Here is a 16,434-nt window from a genome sequence, read left to right as displayed (position 1 = left end):
TCAGAAGAAGATCCTGGTGGCGGCGAGCAGACCCTGCCGCCAGGGATCACGGCTGGTCCGGCCCTCGCCCCTGGGCTGCTCACGGTGCCGCTCGGCCCGCCACCACTCGTAGGTGCGCAGGATGGCGTCCTGGTTGGACAGCTTCGGATGGAAACCCAGCCGCTGCCGGGCCTTGTCGATGCTGACGTACGAGTCGGCCATCAGCTTGTGCAGCAGCCGACCGTAGACCGGTGACAGGCGGCTGCGTTCCAGCAGGCTGAGGGTGAACAGGGCCGGCCGCGCGGGCAGGGAGACCACCCGCCGGCCGTGACCGGCGGCGTCCAGGACGGCCTGGAAGTCCTCCCGGAGGGTGCCGAACCGCTCGGCGGCGAGGTTGTAGGTGTCGTTGGCCAGGTCGTCGTCGGCGGTGAGCACGGTGAGCACCGCCTCCACCAGGTCCTCCACGGCGAACATCTGGATCCGCACGTCGCCACGGCCCAGGACCGGGAAGTTGCGGCCCTCCTCGGCCCACTCGAAGAGCATGGCGAACAGCCCCATCCGCCCGGGGCCCAGGAAGGTCTTGGGGCGTAGCACCGCCACCGGCAGGCCCTCGGCCCGGTGCCGCTCGGCGATCTCCTCGGCGGCGGCCTTGGCCGCGGAGTAGGTGTCGACCGGCATCCGGGGATGCTCCTCCGGGGTGGGCACCTGCTTGGGCAGCCCGTAGACCGCGGTCGAGGAGATGTGCAGCACCCGCCCCACCTCGGCCCGACGGGCGGCCTCGAAGACGGTGCGGGTCCCGTCGATGATGATCGACCGGATCTGGTCGGCCGGGTAGCTGGGCAGGGCGGCGGCACAGTGGATCACCGCGGTGGCTCCGGTGAAGGCGCGGGTCAACAGCTCGGGGTCGCGGATGTCCCCGACGTGACTGACCGTGGGCTCGGACCGCAGGTCGACCCCGTGGACCTGGTGGCCGTCGGCGATCAGACGTTCGGCCAGCCGGGAGCCGAGCATGCCGGCCGCGCCGGTGATCGCGATCACCACAGCGAACCCACCTTCTGCGCGACGAACCGGGTGACCAGTCGGGTCAACCCCTGGCCGAGCACCTCGTCCAGGGCCTCCACCGCGCGTTGGGCATCGGCCGGCTCGGTGACCAGGGAGGGGCCGATGATCAGGGGGTTCAGCCCGTTGAGGGTGTAGTAGGTGAAGATGTCGTGGTCCCGGTAGAGCGCGTTGATCACGGCGCAGGTCACCAGCTTGGCCTTGAACCGGGGGTCGCGGGCCATGCCCGCGGGGGCCAGCCGGGAGACCAGGTCGAGGATCTTGGGGCCGCCGTCGATGTGTACGCCCCAGAGCGCCCCGGCGCCCGCCACCCGGCCCACCGCCTCCGGGTGTTCCTTGGCCAGCCGGTGCAGGGCGGGTTCCAGGACCCGCTCCAGTGCGCGGGCCCGGGCCGGATAGTCGTCCTCCACCGCGATGTTGATCGCCTCCAGGGCGGTCACACACTCCTCGCCCATGCCGTAGTAGGTGGTGCTGGTGCTCTGGAGCAGGGCGTCCGTCAGGTTGTCGTACGCCTTACGGAACACCGGTTTGCGGGCCACGAAGGCCGATATGGACGATTTGCCGCCGCCGAACGATTTGCTGGTGGTTAGCACGTCCGGGATCAGACCGGGATAGCGCATGAAATAGAACAAGCTGCCCGTCTTGCCCCAACCGGTGTAGATCTCATCGAAGATGAGCACGATGTCGTGTCGGTCGCACAGTTCCCGTACCCCGCGAAGGAAATCCTCGTCGCACCACTGAATGGTGGAGGCGCTGAAGGGTTCCACGATCAGGGCATAGACATCGCCGGCGTGCTGCTCGATAGCCGACCGAACAGAATCCAGATCGCCGTAGCTAAATGTGGCGATTCCCGGAATTGTCGGGAAGTTGAAGTGCGGCTGGCCGGTGAGTCCGCCGGAGCCGAGCAACTTTCCGTGGAAGGCGCAGTCTGCTCGAAGGATGGTACCCCGATGGCCCCCGTGGTATTTATAGGCTAGCTTCACGGCCCCTTCCACCGCCTCGGCACCGGAGTTCGGCAGGAACGACATGGAGAGGTCGCCGGGCAGCAGCTGCGCCAGATTGTGCCCCAGCGCAGCCAGGTAGGGGGAGAAGTACGTCTTGTGCACCTCCATCCGGCGACGCTCGGCGAACCGCTGTCGGGCCGCCAGGATCCGTGGATGGTTGTGGCCGTGGTTGAGCACCCCCACTCCGCCAGTGAGGTCAAGGATGCGCCGGCCGTCACCTAAGGTCAGGTAGGCGCCCTCGGCGCTGTCCACCAAATCCCGGCCGAACCCGAACGACGTCATCAGATTGACCTGGCTGGCGTTCACGTACTGCCGATAGAGATCGTGCACCTCACGAACGGTGAGCCGCTCGCATTCCTCGATACTGACGAGATTGGGCATGGTGCGACGCTAACTATTGCCCCGCGATCTTTCCTGGACCCTCGCTGGATGCAACCTTGACTACGCAAGGCAACCCTTGCGTGGTCGGTGGCCGCTCGATAACTTGGGTCAGGGCCTGATCCAATTACCGACGATCAATTCTCGCGCATTATCCAAACCCCATTGAGGTGTTCGTCATGCCGCCGACGGTGTCGGTCGTCGTTCCGACCCACAACAGCTCGAAGACTCTGGCTGCGTGCCTTGCCGCGATCCATCGGCAGCGACACCCGGTGACCGAGGTGATCGTCGTCGACGACGCCAGCACCGACGACACCCGGGAGATCGCGCGGCGGTTCCCCTGCCGACTGCTGGTCACCGACCGCAATGTGGGACCGGCTGCCGCCCGTAACCGTGGCATCCAGGCCAGCTCCGGCGACCTGATCTTCTTCCTGGACTCCGACTGCGCACCGGAACCGGACGCCCTCGGCAACGCCCTGGCCATCCTCCGCGATCAGCCCGACGTGGCCTGCGTACACGGCATCTACTCGCTCGAACCCTTGATCGACGACGGCCCGGTCGAGGCGTACCGGCTGCTGCACGGGCACTACTGGCGACTGCGCAATGTCGGTAGGGTCCGCACCACCCTCTTCGCCATCTGTCTCATCCGGCGGGAGGTTTTCACCTCGGTCGGTCTGTTCGACGAGAAGCTGCGCGCCTCCGAGGACGTGGAGATCGGCGACCGGATGGGGGACCGGTACGGCATCGTCCTGACCGACACGATGGTCTGCCGCCACGACGACGACGATCGGCTCGGGGCACTGCTGCACAAACAGTTCCGCCGTTCGCAGATGCTGATCCCGGTCGCCCGGGCCGAACGCGGACCGGCCGGCATCCGCGCCAACACCCGGGCCGGTCTGCTGACCGCGACCCTGGTACCGGCCACCCTGCCGACCGCGCTGCTGACCGGTGGCTGGCCGGTGCTGTCCCTGCTGTTCCTCGTATTGTTCACCGTCGCCGAGCCGGCTCTGCTGCGCTTCGTACTGCGCCAGCGTGGGCCCGCCTTCACGGCCTTCTTCATCGGGGTGCACCTGCTGGTCCAACTGGCCGTCGTCAGTGGAGCACTGGTGGGCGGGGTACGCCACCTACTTGATCGCGACTTCGGACCGACCCGGGCCAGCCTCGCGGCGAAGACCTCCCGATGAGTACCGGTCGTGGGCCCCTCACCCGGTTCTGTGCCCACCTGCACGCCCAGACGTTGCACTATCTGCTCTTCGCCTACCGCGGGCAGCAGGCGTTGCGCCGTCGTCCCACCACCGGTGGCCGGCACTGGCCGGCCTTCGGGCTGGCCGGAGAGGAGATCGCCCTAACCATCGACGACGGTCCGCATCCGCAGTGGACCCCTGCGCTGCTGGACCTGCTGCACCAGCACGGGATACGGGCCACCTTCTTCCTGATCGGGGACCGGGTACGGGAACGACCGGACCTGGCCCGCCTGGTGCATGAGGCCGGTCATCTGATCGGCAACCACTCGATGTCCCACCCGCAGCCCTTCGCCGCCCTCACCCGGCAGGAGCTGCGGGCCCAGATCGTGCACACCCAACGCGAGATCGAGGACGCCGTCGGGGTCACCCCCGCGCTGTTTCGGGCGCCGGGCGGTAACTGGTCGCCGAGGGTCCTGCGGACCACCGCGGCGCTCGGCCTCACCCCGGTCGACTGGACGGTGAACCCCAGTGACTGGCGTACTCCGGGGGTCGCCCGGATCGCCCGGTCGCTGTCGCGTACCAGACCGGGGCAGATCATGCTCTGCCACGACGGCGGTGGCGACCGGTCACAGACCGTCGCGGCCCTGGCCGAGGTGCTGCCGCGCCTGGCCGACCAGGGGCTCCGCTTCGTCACCGTCCCGGACCAGCGGTAGCTGCCGTGGACCTTGCCATGGCCTGCCCGTGCATGGAGCCGGATAGTCACACGTCAATCAGTCGGCTCACTGGTCAGACCGGGCCGCCCTCAGTGTCGTGGGCGTCCGCTGCCAGGACGGAGCCGCCGAAGATCGCCGATCCGGGTCATGACGCCCCGGTCCGGCGGGGTGGGGGAGACACTGATGTCGCAAGATGAACTGTCCATACAGCTCCTGGGGCCGGTGCGGGCCTGTCGGGGCGACACCCAGCTGTATCTGGGCACGCCCCGGCAACGGGAGGTCCTGGCGGTGTTGGCGATCCGCAGCGGCACGGTGATGTCGGTCGCTCAGATCGTCGAGGCGATCTGGGTGGGCCGGCGGCCCGACTCGGTCGAGAACATGGTGCACACCTACATCGGTCGGCTGCGCCGTGCCCTGGAACCCCCCGGCAACCGGCCCGCCCTGGCCCGGGTGCTGCGCTCCACCCGACCCGGCTACACCCTGGACATCCCGGCTGACGCGGTGGACATCGTCCGCTTCGAGCAGGATGTCCGCAGCGCCCGTGCCGCCCGCTCCCAGCAGGATCTGCCCCGGACCCTCTACCTGTTCCAGCGGGCCCTCGACCGATGGTCCGGGCGGGCCCTGCACGAGGCCACCGGCCCGCTGGCCGAGGCGGAACGGATCCGGCTGGCCGAGCTTCGCCAGGATGTGCTGGAGGAGATGACCGGGGTCCGGCTGCTGGTCGGCGACATCGAGAACGTCGTCGCCGAGCTGCGCTGGATGCTGGCCGAGCATCCGATGCGGGAACGGCTGTGGGAACTGCTGCTGGTCGCGCTCGGGCAGACCTCCCGAAGGGCGGAGGCTCTCACCGCCTTCCAGGACGCCCGGACCACCCTCGCCGACCGGCTGGGAGTGGAACCCGGCCACCGGCTCCAGGACCTGCATCGCCGGCTGCTGCGCAGCGAGCCGGTCACGGTCTTCCCGTGGTGGGAGCGGCGAGTGCGGGTCTGACCGCCCGGGTGGCCCGGGGCGGACCACCCGGCAACTGGTTCAGGATTCGACCGTGGCGGGGGTCAGCACGAAGAAGGCGTCCGGGGAGTCCTCGCCGGACCCCGGGGCCTGCCAGGTGGTCACGTCGAGCCCGCAGTCCTGGATCACCTGCACGAACTGCCGGGACCGCTGCACGTCGTAGATCTGCACGAGGATCCGGCCGCGTGGGGTGAGCAGCCCCGGCAACCGACCCAGCAGTTCGGCCGCCTCGTCCACGGACAGGTAGTAGATCACCTCGCGCAGCAGGATGGCGTCGTACCGGTCCGGTGGGAGGTACCCCCGGATGTCGGCCACCGCGTACGAGGCGTCCGCGCGATTCAGCGACCGGGCCGTCCGGATCGCTCGCCGACTGATGTCCACCCCGTGGTAGTGCCGGTAGCGGCCGGGGGAGAGGGTCAGGTTGGCGCTGGTGCCGCAGCCCAGGTCGAGAATCGTCGGGTGCGGTGCCCATTCCTCGATCAGGGACAGCGGCACACTGCCACCCCCGGCCTCGTCCAGGTAGCCCCAGAAACCCAGGGCGTACTGGGCGTCCCAGAGTGCCGCGTTCAACCGTGGGCTGCGTCGTACCAGCGCCCGGACCGGTGCACCCATCCGCCCCGCGATCATCCTCAGCTTCGACACCGTCGTCACCGACCCCTCTCCGCCGGGCTCATGCCGGACAGTTGCGTGTGCACCGGGCCGCCGACCGGCCCCTCGACGGAACTCTGCTGCGGCCCGGCCTCGGTGGGCTGGCTGAGTCGCAGCCGCCGCCGATGCAGGTACTGCGCCAGCGCCAGTCCGCCCCCGCCGACGGCCACCTCACTGAGCGCGCAGACCAGCCGGCTGATCAGCACCACCGGAGTGGCCACGGTCACCGGCAGTACGGTGGCCAGCCCGAGCATCAGCACCGCCTCCCGTACCCCCAGCCCGTCCGGGGCCACGACCACCGCCAGACCGGCCACCGCGGCGGCGGCGAACCCCGCCACACAGATCAGGTACGACCGCACCGGTGGGGCACCGGCGGCCACCGCCAGCAGCCACAGGTGATGCCCGGAGATGAACCAGGACAGGGTCTGCGCGGCCACGGCGCGACGCAGGCCGGAGGCGGAGGCGGCGACCTGCGGAGGCGGCCGGCGCAGCAGCCGGGCGGCCAGCCCGATCCCCCGGTTGAGCAGATCCGGGCGGACCACGAGGGCGACCAGGGGGACCGTGGCGAGCACCAGCCACCAGGTGGCGCCGGAGAGCACCGCCGGCCCGGCCGCCAGGGCGACCGTCATCCCGGTCATCGCCACCACCGCCCAGCTGAGCAGGAACACCCCGGCCAGCCGGATCGGTCCCACCTCGATCTCCTTGCCCATCCGCAGCAGGACCGGCAGGGCGACGAAGCGGCCCGGTACGAACTTGGTCAGGAAACCCACGAAGAACAGCCGGTACGCCGTCCACCGGTCCACCGGGGCCCCCAGGTCGACGAAGATCGCCCGCCAGGAGACGATCCCCAGCAGCAGACCGGCGGCGTTGATCAGCAGGGCCCCGGTCACGGCCACCGCCACCCGCCACGGGTCCAGTTGACCGGCCAGGGCGGCCACCGGGGTCCAGTCCTGGGAGCGGACGAACAGCACCAGACCGACGCTCAGGGCCACCACGAAGGCGACCGTGAACGCCCGGTTGACCAACCGCCACCAGCGGCCCTTCATCGGCGCGACTCCACCGTGGCCGGTCGGGCCCCCAGCGCCCGGATCCGCCGCAGCAGGGCACCGGACACCCCGATCCCCATGCCGAAGAACTCCGTCAGGTGGGTCAGCCACCGCAGACCGGCGGCGTAGAGCAGGAACCGGGGGCCGCGGTGCCGCAGGGCGAAGGCCAGCAGGTGCCGGTCCGCCACCACGGCGGCGCCGATCAGGGCCACCGGCAGGGCGGCCCACCAGGGTGACAGCAGGATCAGCGGGACACTGGCCACCGTCAGGCCGCTGGAGACCATGCCGACCACCGAGCCGAGGTCGACCTGGTGTGGCGCCCGGTCGGCACGGTCGTCGCCCGCAGTGGCGGCCGGGCGCTCCCACCGGGTGGCGACGACCGCCCCGGCGTAGGTCACCGCGCGGCGGAACAGTTCCGACAGGTACGGCCGCAGCCGATCCACGTCGTCGTGCCGGCCGACGATCTCGTCGCTGACCCGGATGGTGTACCGCTGCGGCAGCCGGGTGCCGAACTCCACGTCCTCGGCGTCGCGCAGCCGCTCGTCGAAGCCCCCGACCAGGTCGAAGACCTCCTTGGGTACGGCGGTGAGGGCGAACATGGTGGTGCTGGTCAGCCCGGTGGCCCGGCGTCGCCAGAAGTGCTCGAACAAGGTCTTGTACGCCTCGACCGGCCCGTCGTCGTAGAGCGGACGCAGATCGTAGATGCCCTGCACGACACCGCAGTCCGGGTACGCCGTCAGGGTGCGTACGGCCGCGGCCAGGGCCCCGGGTGCCAGGGCGATGTCCGAGTCGACGAAGAACACCACCTCACCGCCGGCCCGTACGGCACCGGCGTTACGGGCCGCCGAGACCCCCCGGTTGGCGTCGAAGGCCAGCAGGGTGCAGGGGAACTCGGCCGCGATCTGCCGGGACCGGTCGGTGCTCGCGTCGTCGACGACGATCACCTCTGCCGGCGGTGGGGTCTGGGCGTATACCGCCGACAGACAGTCCCGCAGGGTCCGTTCCTTGTTGTAGTTGGGTACCACCACGGACACCCTCACCGGGCCCACCTCTCGAGGTCGTCATGGTCGGCCCGTCCGCCCCGGGGGCGCAGCGCCAGCCAGCCCAGCGCCAGCAGACCGACGAGCACGTACAGGTTGGTGTGCAGCAACTCCAGGCCCCGGAAGTGCAGATCCGTGCCGCGCAACCCGATCAGGGTCCAGGCCGCGCTGGCCACGAGGGCGGCCCAGAGCAGCGCGCCGGCAGCCACCGCTACCCGGTCACCCGCGCGCCGGCCGCGCACCGCCAGCAGCACCAGGGCGGGTACGCACCACACCCAGTGGTGGTGCCAGGCGATCGGCGAGACGAGCAGACCGGTCGTCGCGCAGGCCAGCACGCCGATGAACTCCTCGCCGGCGCGGACACACCGCACCGCGACCACCAGCCCGGCCGCCCCGGTGAGGATCGCCAGCGGCAGCCAGACGGCGGTGACCTCGGCGGTGTCACCGAGGCGGGCCAGCGCACCGTGCAGGGACTGGTTGAGCACCGTCCGGGGGTCGGCGGTGACCCGGGCGGTGTCGAAGAGACCGCCGCCCCAGAACCGGAGCGAGTCGGCCGGCCGCCAGGCGAAACCGAGCCCGAGGGTGGCACCGAAGGCCAGGGTCGCCACCCCGGCCGCCCGCCACCGGCGCAGGCAGAGCAGGTACGCCACGAAGATCAGCGGAGTCAGCTTGAGGCCGGCGGCGACACCCACCCCCCACCCCCGCCAGCGGCTGCCCGGGTCACCGGTCAGGTCCAGCAGGACGAGCAGCATCAGAAACAGGCCCACCTGACCGACCTGGAGGTGACCGGCCACCGGGAAGACCGGCAGCAGCGCTACCGTGCCCAGCAACACGGCACCGGGGTCGGCAGCCGTACCGGCGGCCCGCAGCGCGATGCGGACCACGGCGGCCAGGGCGAGCACGGTGACCGCCGACCAGATGCCGATCCCGGTCGCGGCGCCGAGGTAGGCCAGGGGTTGCAGGACCAGTGCGGCGAACGGCGGGTACGTGAAGCCCAGCACGCCGCCGTCGGCGCCCGGGTGGGTGGCGTCGTAGAGCCTGCCGTCCCCACCGGCGGCGGCGATCGCGGCCGTCCGGTAGACGGCCAGGTCCCCCCAGAACCGGCCGGTGCTCCGATGCACCACCACTGCCGCGGCGGCCACCGCACCGGCCAGCAGCAGCAGCGCGGTGACCGACAGCGCCCTGCGAATCCGGTCAGCCCGAGGGGCCGCCGGCGGCGCGATTATCGTCACGGCAGCCCCCTTCGAAGGTCAGTTGGCAGACGGTAACAATCGACACGTCAACGCTTCCTGTAACTGATCTGGATTACTGACGGCAGGCGGGCTGGACAGCGGGCGGGCGCACGGCCTGGCGCCGGTCGTGGCGGGAACCGCCCTCCCCGCAAGGGGGTGATCCGGCGAATGGCGATCTCCTCAACTAGCCCGGGTCGCAATTATCGGCTGTGGATCACACCAATTGCGACAAAGTCGTGACAGCTTCACGCCACTGCGCTGGTACGTGGTCGATTTCGATTGCGAATGCTGTCGCTTTTGTGTCCGAAGCGATTCCCATCTAGTCCGCTACGCGTCACTTCCCGTTCATTGCGATCAATGTCTGTCAATCAATACGCTGTGCCTGCTCCCAATAGGGAGTACGAAGGACAAGGGAGGTCCTCTTTGAAATCGACCCTGCGCTGGACCGCGATCACCGGAATGTCGATCGCGTTGGTCCTGGGGGGCGCACCGGCCGTCAGTGCAAATCCCACCACCACCGAGAGCAACGGCAACACCAGCACCGTGGCCCGCACCCTGGACGGTCGCGCGATCACCAACGACAAGATCGCCAAGGAGGTAGCGGAGTTCTGGACGCCGGAGCGGATGGCCTCGGCCGTCGACCTGACCTTCGCCCGGCCGGGCGGCGCGGTCGAGTCACCGGCCCGCGCACCCAAGCCCACCGGTCCGGCCGGCGCGGTGGCGCCGATGGCGCCGAGGATCACCGGCACGGACGACGTCCGGACCATGGTCAACGAGTCGCTGGCCGTCGGTAAGGTCTACTTCACCGTCCCCGGCGGTGGCACCGCCTCCTGTTCGGCCAGCACGGTCGCCAGCGGCAAGCGGCGGCTGGTGGTGACCGCGGGCCACTGCGTGCACGGGGGCGCCGGCGGGCAGTGGTACAGCAACTGGCAGTTCGTCCCGCGATACCGCAACGGGGCCCGTCCGTTCGGCACCTTCGTGGCGTCCAGCCTCAACACCCGCACCGCGTGGATCAACAACAGCAGCTTCGCCGAGGACATGGGCATCGCCGTCATGAACAACGGCGGCTCCTACGGGCTCAAGGTCGTCGACACCGTCGGTGGTCACGGCCTGCGCTGGAACTACGGCTACAGCGTCTCGGTGACCGCCCTCGGTTACCCGTCCAACCTGGGCGGCGGCGAAAGTCAGTACTTCTGCCAGGGCACCACCTGGAATGCCGGCGGTCAGCAGATCCGGATGTGGTGCAACATGACCTACGGTTCCAGCGGCGGACCCTGGCTTCAGGAATACAACGACAGCACCGGGTACGGATTCATCAACAGTGTCGTGAGCCACGGTGACAATCCCGGCAACGGCCAATTCGACGGCCCCTACTTCGACGACGACATCAAGAGCCTCTACGACTTCGCCGAAGGAATTTCTCCGGCATAGGGGTCCGTGAAATCATCGGCCCCGGCCAGCTGGCCGGGGCCGATGCGGCGTCGAATGGCGTACGGATGCCGATGCCTGACGGACGACGGTCAGAGCCCGGCCGCGGCGTCGTACCGGCGGCGCAGGTCGGCCATCTCCGCGGGGGCCAGGGCCTCCTTCTGCGCCGGCTCGGCGTACTTCGGCGGGAACATCTGCCGCAGCCGGTCGATGAACATGACGTCCTCGGTCGCCTCGACCACCTGGATGCCCGGCGGATCGGTCGACAAGTCCATGATCACCGGACCGGCCAGTTTGACCGCCCAGTCCCAGGTGCGCTTCTGCTCGGCGACCCCGCACAGGTGGAAGCCGTAGACCGTCTGCACGTCGGTGAGTCTGCTCGCCTCGGAGGGTTCGAAGCCGTAGACGTGGACCCCGCAGATCACGGCCGGCTTCGCCTGCTCACCATCGGCCGCCTGCTGGGGGTAGTGCCCCGCGTGGTTGTGCTGTTCCGGGTCTGCCTGTTCGAGGATGGTCCGCATCCGGGTCATGATCTGTGCACGCAGATCCGTCGGCCTCGCCTCCGAGCCGGCCGTCCTGACCAGAACGACCGCGCCGGTCGACACCGTCAGCAGGATCACCGCGACCAACACGTAACGGTTGCGGTACCACCCCGCGAAACTTGCTCGGGAAACCATGACTGCTTCTCACCTCGTCGCCGATACTGCCGAGTCGGCAGGACGTGCCCAGGGATGGATGTGCCCGGTGTCGGGGAGCGGCCCGGCGCTGTGGCGCGCAGCGTCCGCCCACCGGCGCGCTGCCCCACGCGATGCTCCCGTGCTGGCCGTTCCCAGCGTGGTTGCCCCCACGCTGCGGCGATGTGAGCCATTCCAGCACGCTTTCACCTACTCCGGCAACTGTGTCAGCGCCGGCTGATGCCCACCCAGCATTGACACACGCCCTCGTGCATCTCATGGTCAATAGATCTAGCTCTCCGTCGAAAGGGCCATACGATGGTCGGGAACGAGCACAGGTACGTCATCGTCGGGGCGGGTCCCGCCGGTGTTCAGCTGAGCTACTACCTCCAGCAGCACGGCGCCGATTACCTGACGCTCGAGAGTGAAGACTCACCGGGCGGGTTCTTCCGCCGGTTCCCCCGCCACCGCCGGCTGATCTCCCTGAACAAGGTGCACACCGACAGCACCGATCCCGAGATCCGGCTGCGCTGGGACTGGAACTCGCTGCTCAACGACTCCCCGGACCTGCTGTTCCCGAACTTCAGCAAGGAGTACCTGCCGGCCGCCGACGACCTGGTGCGCTACCTGGCCGAGTTCCAGCGGCACTACCAGCTCAACATCCGCTTCGGCACCCGGGTCGAAGGGATCACCCGGACCGAGGAGGGGTTCACCCTGGACACCGACCAGGGTCAGGTGCGGGCGCGCTGCCTGATCGTGGCCACCGGCTGGGGCAGGCCGTTCGTGCCGGCCATCCCCGGCATCGAGCACGCGACCGGGTACGAGGACATGGTCATCGACCCCGAGGAGTACGAGGGCCAGCGGGTCCTGATCATCGGCAAGGGCAACTCCGCCTTCGAGACCGCCTCGGCCATCCTCGGCCGGGCCTCGATGGTGCACCTGGCCAGCCGGCACCCCCTGAAGTTGGCCTGGAACACCAAACACCCCGGCGACGTACGCGGCCAGTACGGCGCGATCCTGGACAGCTACCAGTTCAAGACCCTGCACTCCGTGCTGGACTGCACCATCGACGAGATCCGCCCGGTCGACGGCCGCTTCCAGGTGTCGATCACCTACACCCACGCCGACGGCGAGACCGCGGTGCTCGACTACCACAAGGTGCTGCGGTGCACCGGCTTCCAGATGGACACCGCCCTGTTCGACGAGACCTGCCGCCCGGACATGGTGCGCGAGGGCCGGATGCCCGACCTGCGTCCGGACTGGCAGTCCACGAACGTCGACGGCCTGTACTTCGCCGGCACCATCGCCCAGGCCCGCGACGTCAAGCACGCCTCCTCACCCTTCATCGACGGATTCCGGTACAACCTGCGTACCTTCACCCGGCTGCTGCGGGAGCGCTACGAGCAGGTGCCGTTGTCGTACGCGACCACCCCGGCCGACCCGGCCTCCCTGACCAAGCTGATGCTCGACCGGGTCAACTGGAGTTCGGCGCTGTGGACCCAGTTCGAGTACCTGTGCGACGTGTTCGTCCGCGACGAGGCCACCGGCGACTTCCGGCACTACGAGGACCTGCCGGAGGACTACGCCGTGGAACGCTTCGCCGAGGCCACCCACTGGTACACCCTGGCGCTGCGGTGGGGTCGTGACGAGTACGGCGACGTCTTCGCCATCGAGCGTCATCCGACTCCCGACCGGGCCCGGGAGAGCGCCTTCATCCACCCGGTGATCCGGCGCTACCGGGGCGGGGAACTGATCGCCGAGCAGCATCTGCTGGAGGACCTGCTGGCCGAGTGGCGCCGACCGGACCGGCATGTCGAGCCGTTGACCGGGTTCCTCACCGGGCACCTCAACGGCGGATCATGACCTCCTCCAGCGGTTTACGGGCCAACTCCGGGACCAGGGCGTCCGGCGCGGGATAGCCGACCGGCATCACCACGTACGGGCGCTCCTCCCGGGGTCGCTCGCACACCTCGTTGAGGAACCGCATCGGGTTGGGGGTGTGGGTCAGGGTGACCAGACCGGCGTGATGCAGGGCGGTGATCAGCACACCGACCGCGATGCCGACGGACTCCTTGACGTAGTACGGCTTGGGGCTGTGCGGCCCCTGGTGCACCTCGAACACGACGATGACGGCCGGGGCGGTCTCCAGGAAGGGTTTGCGCCAGTCCGTGCCGAGCCCGGAGATCGCATCCAGCCACTGGTCTGAGGCCCGGTGGTCGTAGAAGGCGCGTTCCTCGGCCTCGGCCGCCTCGCGCAGCCGACGCTTGCGGGTCGGGTCGGTCAACACCACGAACCGCCACGGCTGCACGTTGGCACCGCTGGGCGCGGTCGAGGCCGCCCGGATCGCGGCCTCGATCACCCCCTCGGGCACCGGATCGGCAGCGAAGTCACGCACGGATCGGCGCTGCGCCATCCGTTCCGCGAAGGCCTCCGCCTCGCGGACCATGTCCGCCGGTCGGCGACGGCTGTGCTGGATCGGAACCCTCGGTAACAGCTTCGTGTGGGTCACCTGTGGCCTCCCTGAACCAGGTGGACCGGCGTCACCGACAGGCCGGGCCGGCCGTGCGACGTTCGGTTCATCCAGCATTGCCCAGGGGGGTGCGTGTCGTCGTTACGTAAGTGTGCCCTGTTGCTCCGCCAGTACCCCGGGGGCGGTGTGCGCGGCCATCTCGTCGACCACATCGGAAAGTCGTCCGTGTCGCGCCGCGACGGCCCGCTGCCGGGTCGCCCCGTCGCCCTCCGTGCCGAGCCAGGCCAGCCACTGCTGTACCCGCTGCCGGTCGCCGGCCTCCTCCAGGGCCGGTCCGGCCAGCTCTACCAGCCGCTGCGCCAGGGTGGCCGCGGGCAGCAGCCGCCCGGTCGCCACCTCGATCCCCTGGCCGCCCATCCCGTCGCGGGCCGCCCGCCAGTAGGCCAGCCGCAACAGCTCAGCTGCCGGCTGCGGCCCCTCGTCGCCGGTGTCGACCGCCTGCCCGGCGACGACCACCAGCGCCCGCACCAGAGCGGCCAGGGCCTCGGATTCGCCGGCGGTGACCGGCATGTCGGCCACCCGCACCTCCAGGGTGGGCTGGTTCACCGACAGGCGCAGGTCCCAGAAGATCGTGCCGTGGTCGACCAGGGCGCCCGCCTCCAGCAGCATGTCGATGTGGCGGTCGTACTGCTGGGCGGAGGTCAGGTACGGCGGGGGCCCGGCCACCGGCCACCGGCCCCAGGTCAGGCTGCGCCAGCTCGCGTACCCGGTGTCCCGCTCGCACCAGTACGGCGAGTTGGCCGTCAGGGCCAGCAGCACCGGCAGGTGGGGGCGCAGGTGGTTGCCGATCAGCACGGCCCGGTCCCGGTCGGGCTCCTCCACGTGCACATGCACCGCGCAGATCGCCAGGTCGTCGTGCAGGCCCCGGAAGGTGGCGTTGCCCCGGTCCTGGCGGGGTCCCTCGGTGATCGGCGGTGGTACGACATCACCGAGCACCGGGGAACCGCTGGCGATCACCCGCAGCCCCGCCGACCGGGCGGCGCTCTGCACGGCCCACCGCCCCTCGGCAAGCTGGGCTCCCAGGTCCGCCAGGCGCAGACAGGGATCGGTGCGGGTCTCGACGTGCAGTTTGGTGATCTCGCCGCCCACCCGGGTGCCCAGCACCGGCCGGGCGCGATCGATGACGGTGGCCGCCTCCGGGACGACCGCACCCCGATCGGTGTCCACGACGAAGAACTCCTCTTCGACCCCGAACCGGGGAATGGCCGATCCTGGACCCTGTCCCGTAGTCATGCCACCGCCGACCTCTCACTGTCGGCCGTGCGCCGACGCTGAGCAGGTTACGGGATTCCGCCGACCAGTTGTGGGTTCGCAACCTCCATTGAGGACACTTCTTGCACCAGCCCGGCCAGCAGCGCCGTCCGCTCCGGCATCCGGTCCAGATACACGTACTCCTCGGCGGAGTGTGCCCCACCCCCGACCGCACCCAGACCGTCCAGGGTGGGTACGCCGAGCGCGGCGGTGAAGTTGCCGTCGGAGGCCCCCGCGGCGTACGCCCCGACGACCTTCGGCAGTTCCAGTGCCTCAGCGGTCGACTGGGCCAGCTCCAGCAGGGGCTGGGCGAGTTCGGCCGGCATGGGGTAGCGGTTGATGCCCCCGCGTACGACCAGGGCCGCCTCGGGCAGGTGCGGCTCCAGCTTGCGGATGGCCTGGTCGACGCGCTCCAGCTCGGCCCTGGTCCAGGCCCGCACGTCCACGGCCAGGCTGGCGATCTCCGGCACGGTGTTCGTCGTCGTTCCGGCGGAGAGCAGGGTGGGGGTGACGGAGGTGCCCGCGCTGTCCGCCGTTCCCAGGGCGCCCAGGGCGAGCACCTGGTGGGCCACCTCGACGGTGGCGTTGACGCCACGCTGCGGCTCCACCCCGGCATGGGCGGCACGGCCCTGGACGGTCAGGCGGTACACCGACCCGCCCTTGCGGGCCACCTTCACCTGGCCCTCCGGGGTGGCCGCCTCGCAGACCAGCACCGCGCCGGAACGCCGGGCCTCCCGTTCGATCAACGGTCGGGAGGTTACCGATCCGCTCTCCTCGTCGCAGGTGAGCAGCACCCCCACCGTGGAGGTGTCCTCGACCAGGCGCAGGGCGGTGAACATCTGCACGATGCCGGCCTTCATGTCGCACACCCCGGGGCCGGTGGCCACGTTCCCCCGTACGGTGAAGGGTCTGATCCGGGTCGTGCCGACCGGGAAGACGGTGTCGAAGTGGCCGAGGAGCAGCACCCGCTGGTCCACCGCCGGCCACAGCAGGTGCGGCAGACCGTCGAGCACGACCCGCTCGGCCGGGCGGCCGAGCACCTGCTCGCCCCATTCGGCGAGCAGGTCGGCACAGGACTCCAGGTGGGGCAGCGAGCCCGGTGCCGACTCGTGCCCGACCAGGGTGGCCAACTGGTCGACCATGTCTGCCTGGAGCTTGTCAGCGGCATCGCGCAGACGACGTGCGTGGTCCATCGATCCCTCCGAACTCGGGTGAGGGGCCTGGCCAGGCGTGTCCATCGACCCTCGCAGAGGGAACCGG

Annotated in this window: 15 protein-coding genes; 5 read left to right on the top strand and 10 right to left on the bottom strand. The window is 69.9% G+C overall.

The window, feature by feature from the left end:
- Together ABZ795_RS16255 and ABZ795_RS16250 are read right to left on the bottom strand one after the other, a co-directional pair.
- Complete coding sequence (locus tag ABZ795_RS16255; RefSeq protein ID WP_357530912.1) at positions 1 to 1,020, bottom strand: NAD-dependent epimerase/dehydratase family protein; 1,020 nt, start codon at positions 1,018 to 1,020, stop codon at positions 1 to 3.
- On the bottom strand, positions 1,014 to 2,324 hold the full coding sequence (locus tag ABZ795_RS16250) for an aminotransferase class III-fold pyridoxal phosphate-dependent enzyme (protein ID WP_327027078.1): 1,311 nt from the start codon (positions 2,322 to 2,324) through the stop codon (positions 1,014 to 1,016). Before ABZ795_RS16250 ends, ABZ795_RS16255 begins: the two co-directional genes overlap by 7 nt.
- 275 nt (positions 2,325 to 2,599) lie before the next feature.
- On the opposite strand from ABZ795_RS16250, the gene ABZ795_RS16245 reads away from it, so the two are divergent.
- The 3 genes from ABZ795_RS16245 to ABZ795_RS16235 all read left to right on the top strand — a co-directional run bounded on the left by ABZ795_RS16245 (position 2,600) and on the right by ABZ795_RS16235 (position 5,307).
- Positions 2,600 to 3,604, top strand: coding sequence for a glycosyltransferase family 2 protein (locus tag ABZ795_RS16245; protein WP_357530911.1), 1,005 nt, complete (start codon positions 2,600 to 2,602; stop codon positions 3,602 to 3,604).
- A complete protein-coding gene (locus tag ABZ795_RS16240) occupies positions 3,601 to 4,317 on the top strand; it encodes a polysaccharide deacetylase family protein (RefSeq protein WP_327025253.1) in 717 nt (238 codons plus the stop codon). Before ABZ795_RS16245 ends, ABZ795_RS16240 begins: the two co-directional genes overlap by 4 nt.
- A gap of 183 nt (positions 4,318 to 4,500) precedes the next feature.
- A complete protein-coding gene (locus tag ABZ795_RS16235; RefSeq protein WP_327025254.1) occupies positions 4,501 to 5,307 on the top strand; it encodes an AfsR/SARP family transcriptional regulator in 807 nt (268 codons plus the stop codon).
- A 39-nt stretch (positions 5,308 to 5,346) separates the two neighbouring features.
- Here the strand turns inward: ABZ795_RS16235 and ABZ795_RS16230 are convergent, their stop codons facing one another.
- The 4 genes from ABZ795_RS16230 to ABZ795_RS16215 are packed head-to-tail and all read right to left on the bottom strand — an operon-like array spanning position 5,347 to position 9,291.
- Positions 5,347 to 5,976: a class I SAM-dependent methyltransferase gene (locus ABZ795_RS16230; protein WP_357530910.1), complete on the bottom strand. Its 630-nt coding sequence runs from the start codon at positions 5,974 to 5,976 to the stop codon at positions 5,347 to 5,349.
- Positions 5,973 to 7,019 carry a lysylphosphatidylglycerol synthase domain-containing protein gene (locus ABZ795_RS16225; RefSeq protein ID WP_357530909.1) on the bottom strand — a complete coding sequence of 349 codons (1,047 nt, stop codon included), beginning with the start codon at positions 7,017 to 7,019 and terminating at the stop codon, positions 5,973 to 5,975. Before ABZ795_RS16225 ends, ABZ795_RS16230 begins: the two co-directional genes overlap by 4 nt.
- A complete protein-coding gene (locus tag ABZ795_RS16220) occupies positions 7,016 to 8,059 on the bottom strand; it encodes a glycosyltransferase (RefSeq protein WP_357530908.1) in 1,044 nt (347 codons plus the stop codon). The genes ABZ795_RS16225 and ABZ795_RS16220 overlap by 4 nt, the downstream gene beginning before the upstream one ends.
- Positions 8,056 to 9,291, bottom strand: coding sequence for a glycosyltransferase 87 family protein (locus ABZ795_RS16215; RefSeq protein WP_357530907.1), 1,236 nt, complete (start codon positions 9,289 to 9,291; stop codon positions 8,056 to 8,058). Before ABZ795_RS16215 ends, ABZ795_RS16220 begins: the two co-directional genes overlap by 4 nt.
- Positions 9,292 to 9,750: 459 nt before the next feature.
- Between ABZ795_RS16215 and ABZ795_RS16210 the strand changes: the two genes are divergently transcribed.
- On the top strand, positions 9,751 to 10,722 hold the full coding sequence (locus ABZ795_RS16210; RefSeq protein ID WP_327027079.1) for a hypothetical protein: 972 nt from the start codon (positions 9,751 to 9,753) through the stop codon (positions 10,720 to 10,722).
- Between the two features lie 89 nt (positions 10,723 to 10,811).
- On the opposite strand, the gene ABZ795_RS16205 is transcribed toward ABZ795_RS16210, so the two are convergent.
- Positions 10,812 to 11,396, bottom strand: a complete 585-nt coding sequence (locus ABZ795_RS16205) for a hypothetical protein (RefSeq protein WP_327025259.1) — start codon at positions 11,394 to 11,396, stop codon at positions 10,812 to 10,814.
- A gap of 315 nt (positions 11,397 to 11,711) precedes the next feature.
- On the opposite strand from ABZ795_RS16205, the gene ABZ795_RS16200 reads away from it, so the two are divergent.
- On the top strand, positions 11,712 to 13,256 hold the full coding sequence (locus ABZ795_RS16200; RefSeq protein WP_357530906.1) for an NAD(P)-binding domain-containing protein: 1,545 nt from the start codon (positions 11,712 to 11,714) through the stop codon (positions 13,254 to 13,256).
- Here ABZ795_RS16200 and ABZ795_RS16195 read toward each other — a convergent pair.
- The 3 genes from ABZ795_RS16195 to ABZ795_RS16185 all read right to left on the bottom strand — a co-directional run bounded on the left by ABZ795_RS16195 (position 13,240) and on the right by ABZ795_RS16185 (position 16,367).
- On the bottom strand, positions 13,240 to 13,839 hold the full coding sequence (locus tag ABZ795_RS16195; protein WP_327027080.1) for a nitroreductase family protein: 600 nt from the start codon (positions 13,837 to 13,839) through the stop codon (positions 13,240 to 13,242). The genes ABZ795_RS16200 and ABZ795_RS16195 overlap by 17 nt on opposite strands.
- 165 nt (positions 13,840 to 14,004) lie before the next feature.
- Positions 14,005 to 15,156, bottom strand: coding sequence for a glutamate--cysteine ligase (locus tag ABZ795_RS16190; RefSeq protein ID WP_357530905.1), 1,152 nt, complete (start codon positions 15,154 to 15,156; stop codon positions 14,005 to 14,007).
- 47 nt (positions 15,157 to 15,203) lie between these two features.
- Complete coding sequence (locus ABZ795_RS16185) at positions 15,204 to 16,367, bottom strand: M20 family metallopeptidase (RefSeq protein WP_327025262.1); 1,164 nt, start codon at positions 16,365 to 16,367, stop codon at positions 15,204 to 15,206.
- Positions 16,368 to 16,434 lie beyond the last annotated feature (67 nt).

Source organism: Micromonospora sp. NPDC047134, assembly GCF_040643455.1.
Lineage (GTDB): Bacteria > Actinomycetota > Actinomycetes > Mycobacteriales > Micromonosporaceae > Micromonospora.
The sequence above is the reverse complement of the archived record's forward strand: the minus strand, read 5'-3'. Positions and strand labels throughout refer to the sequence as shown.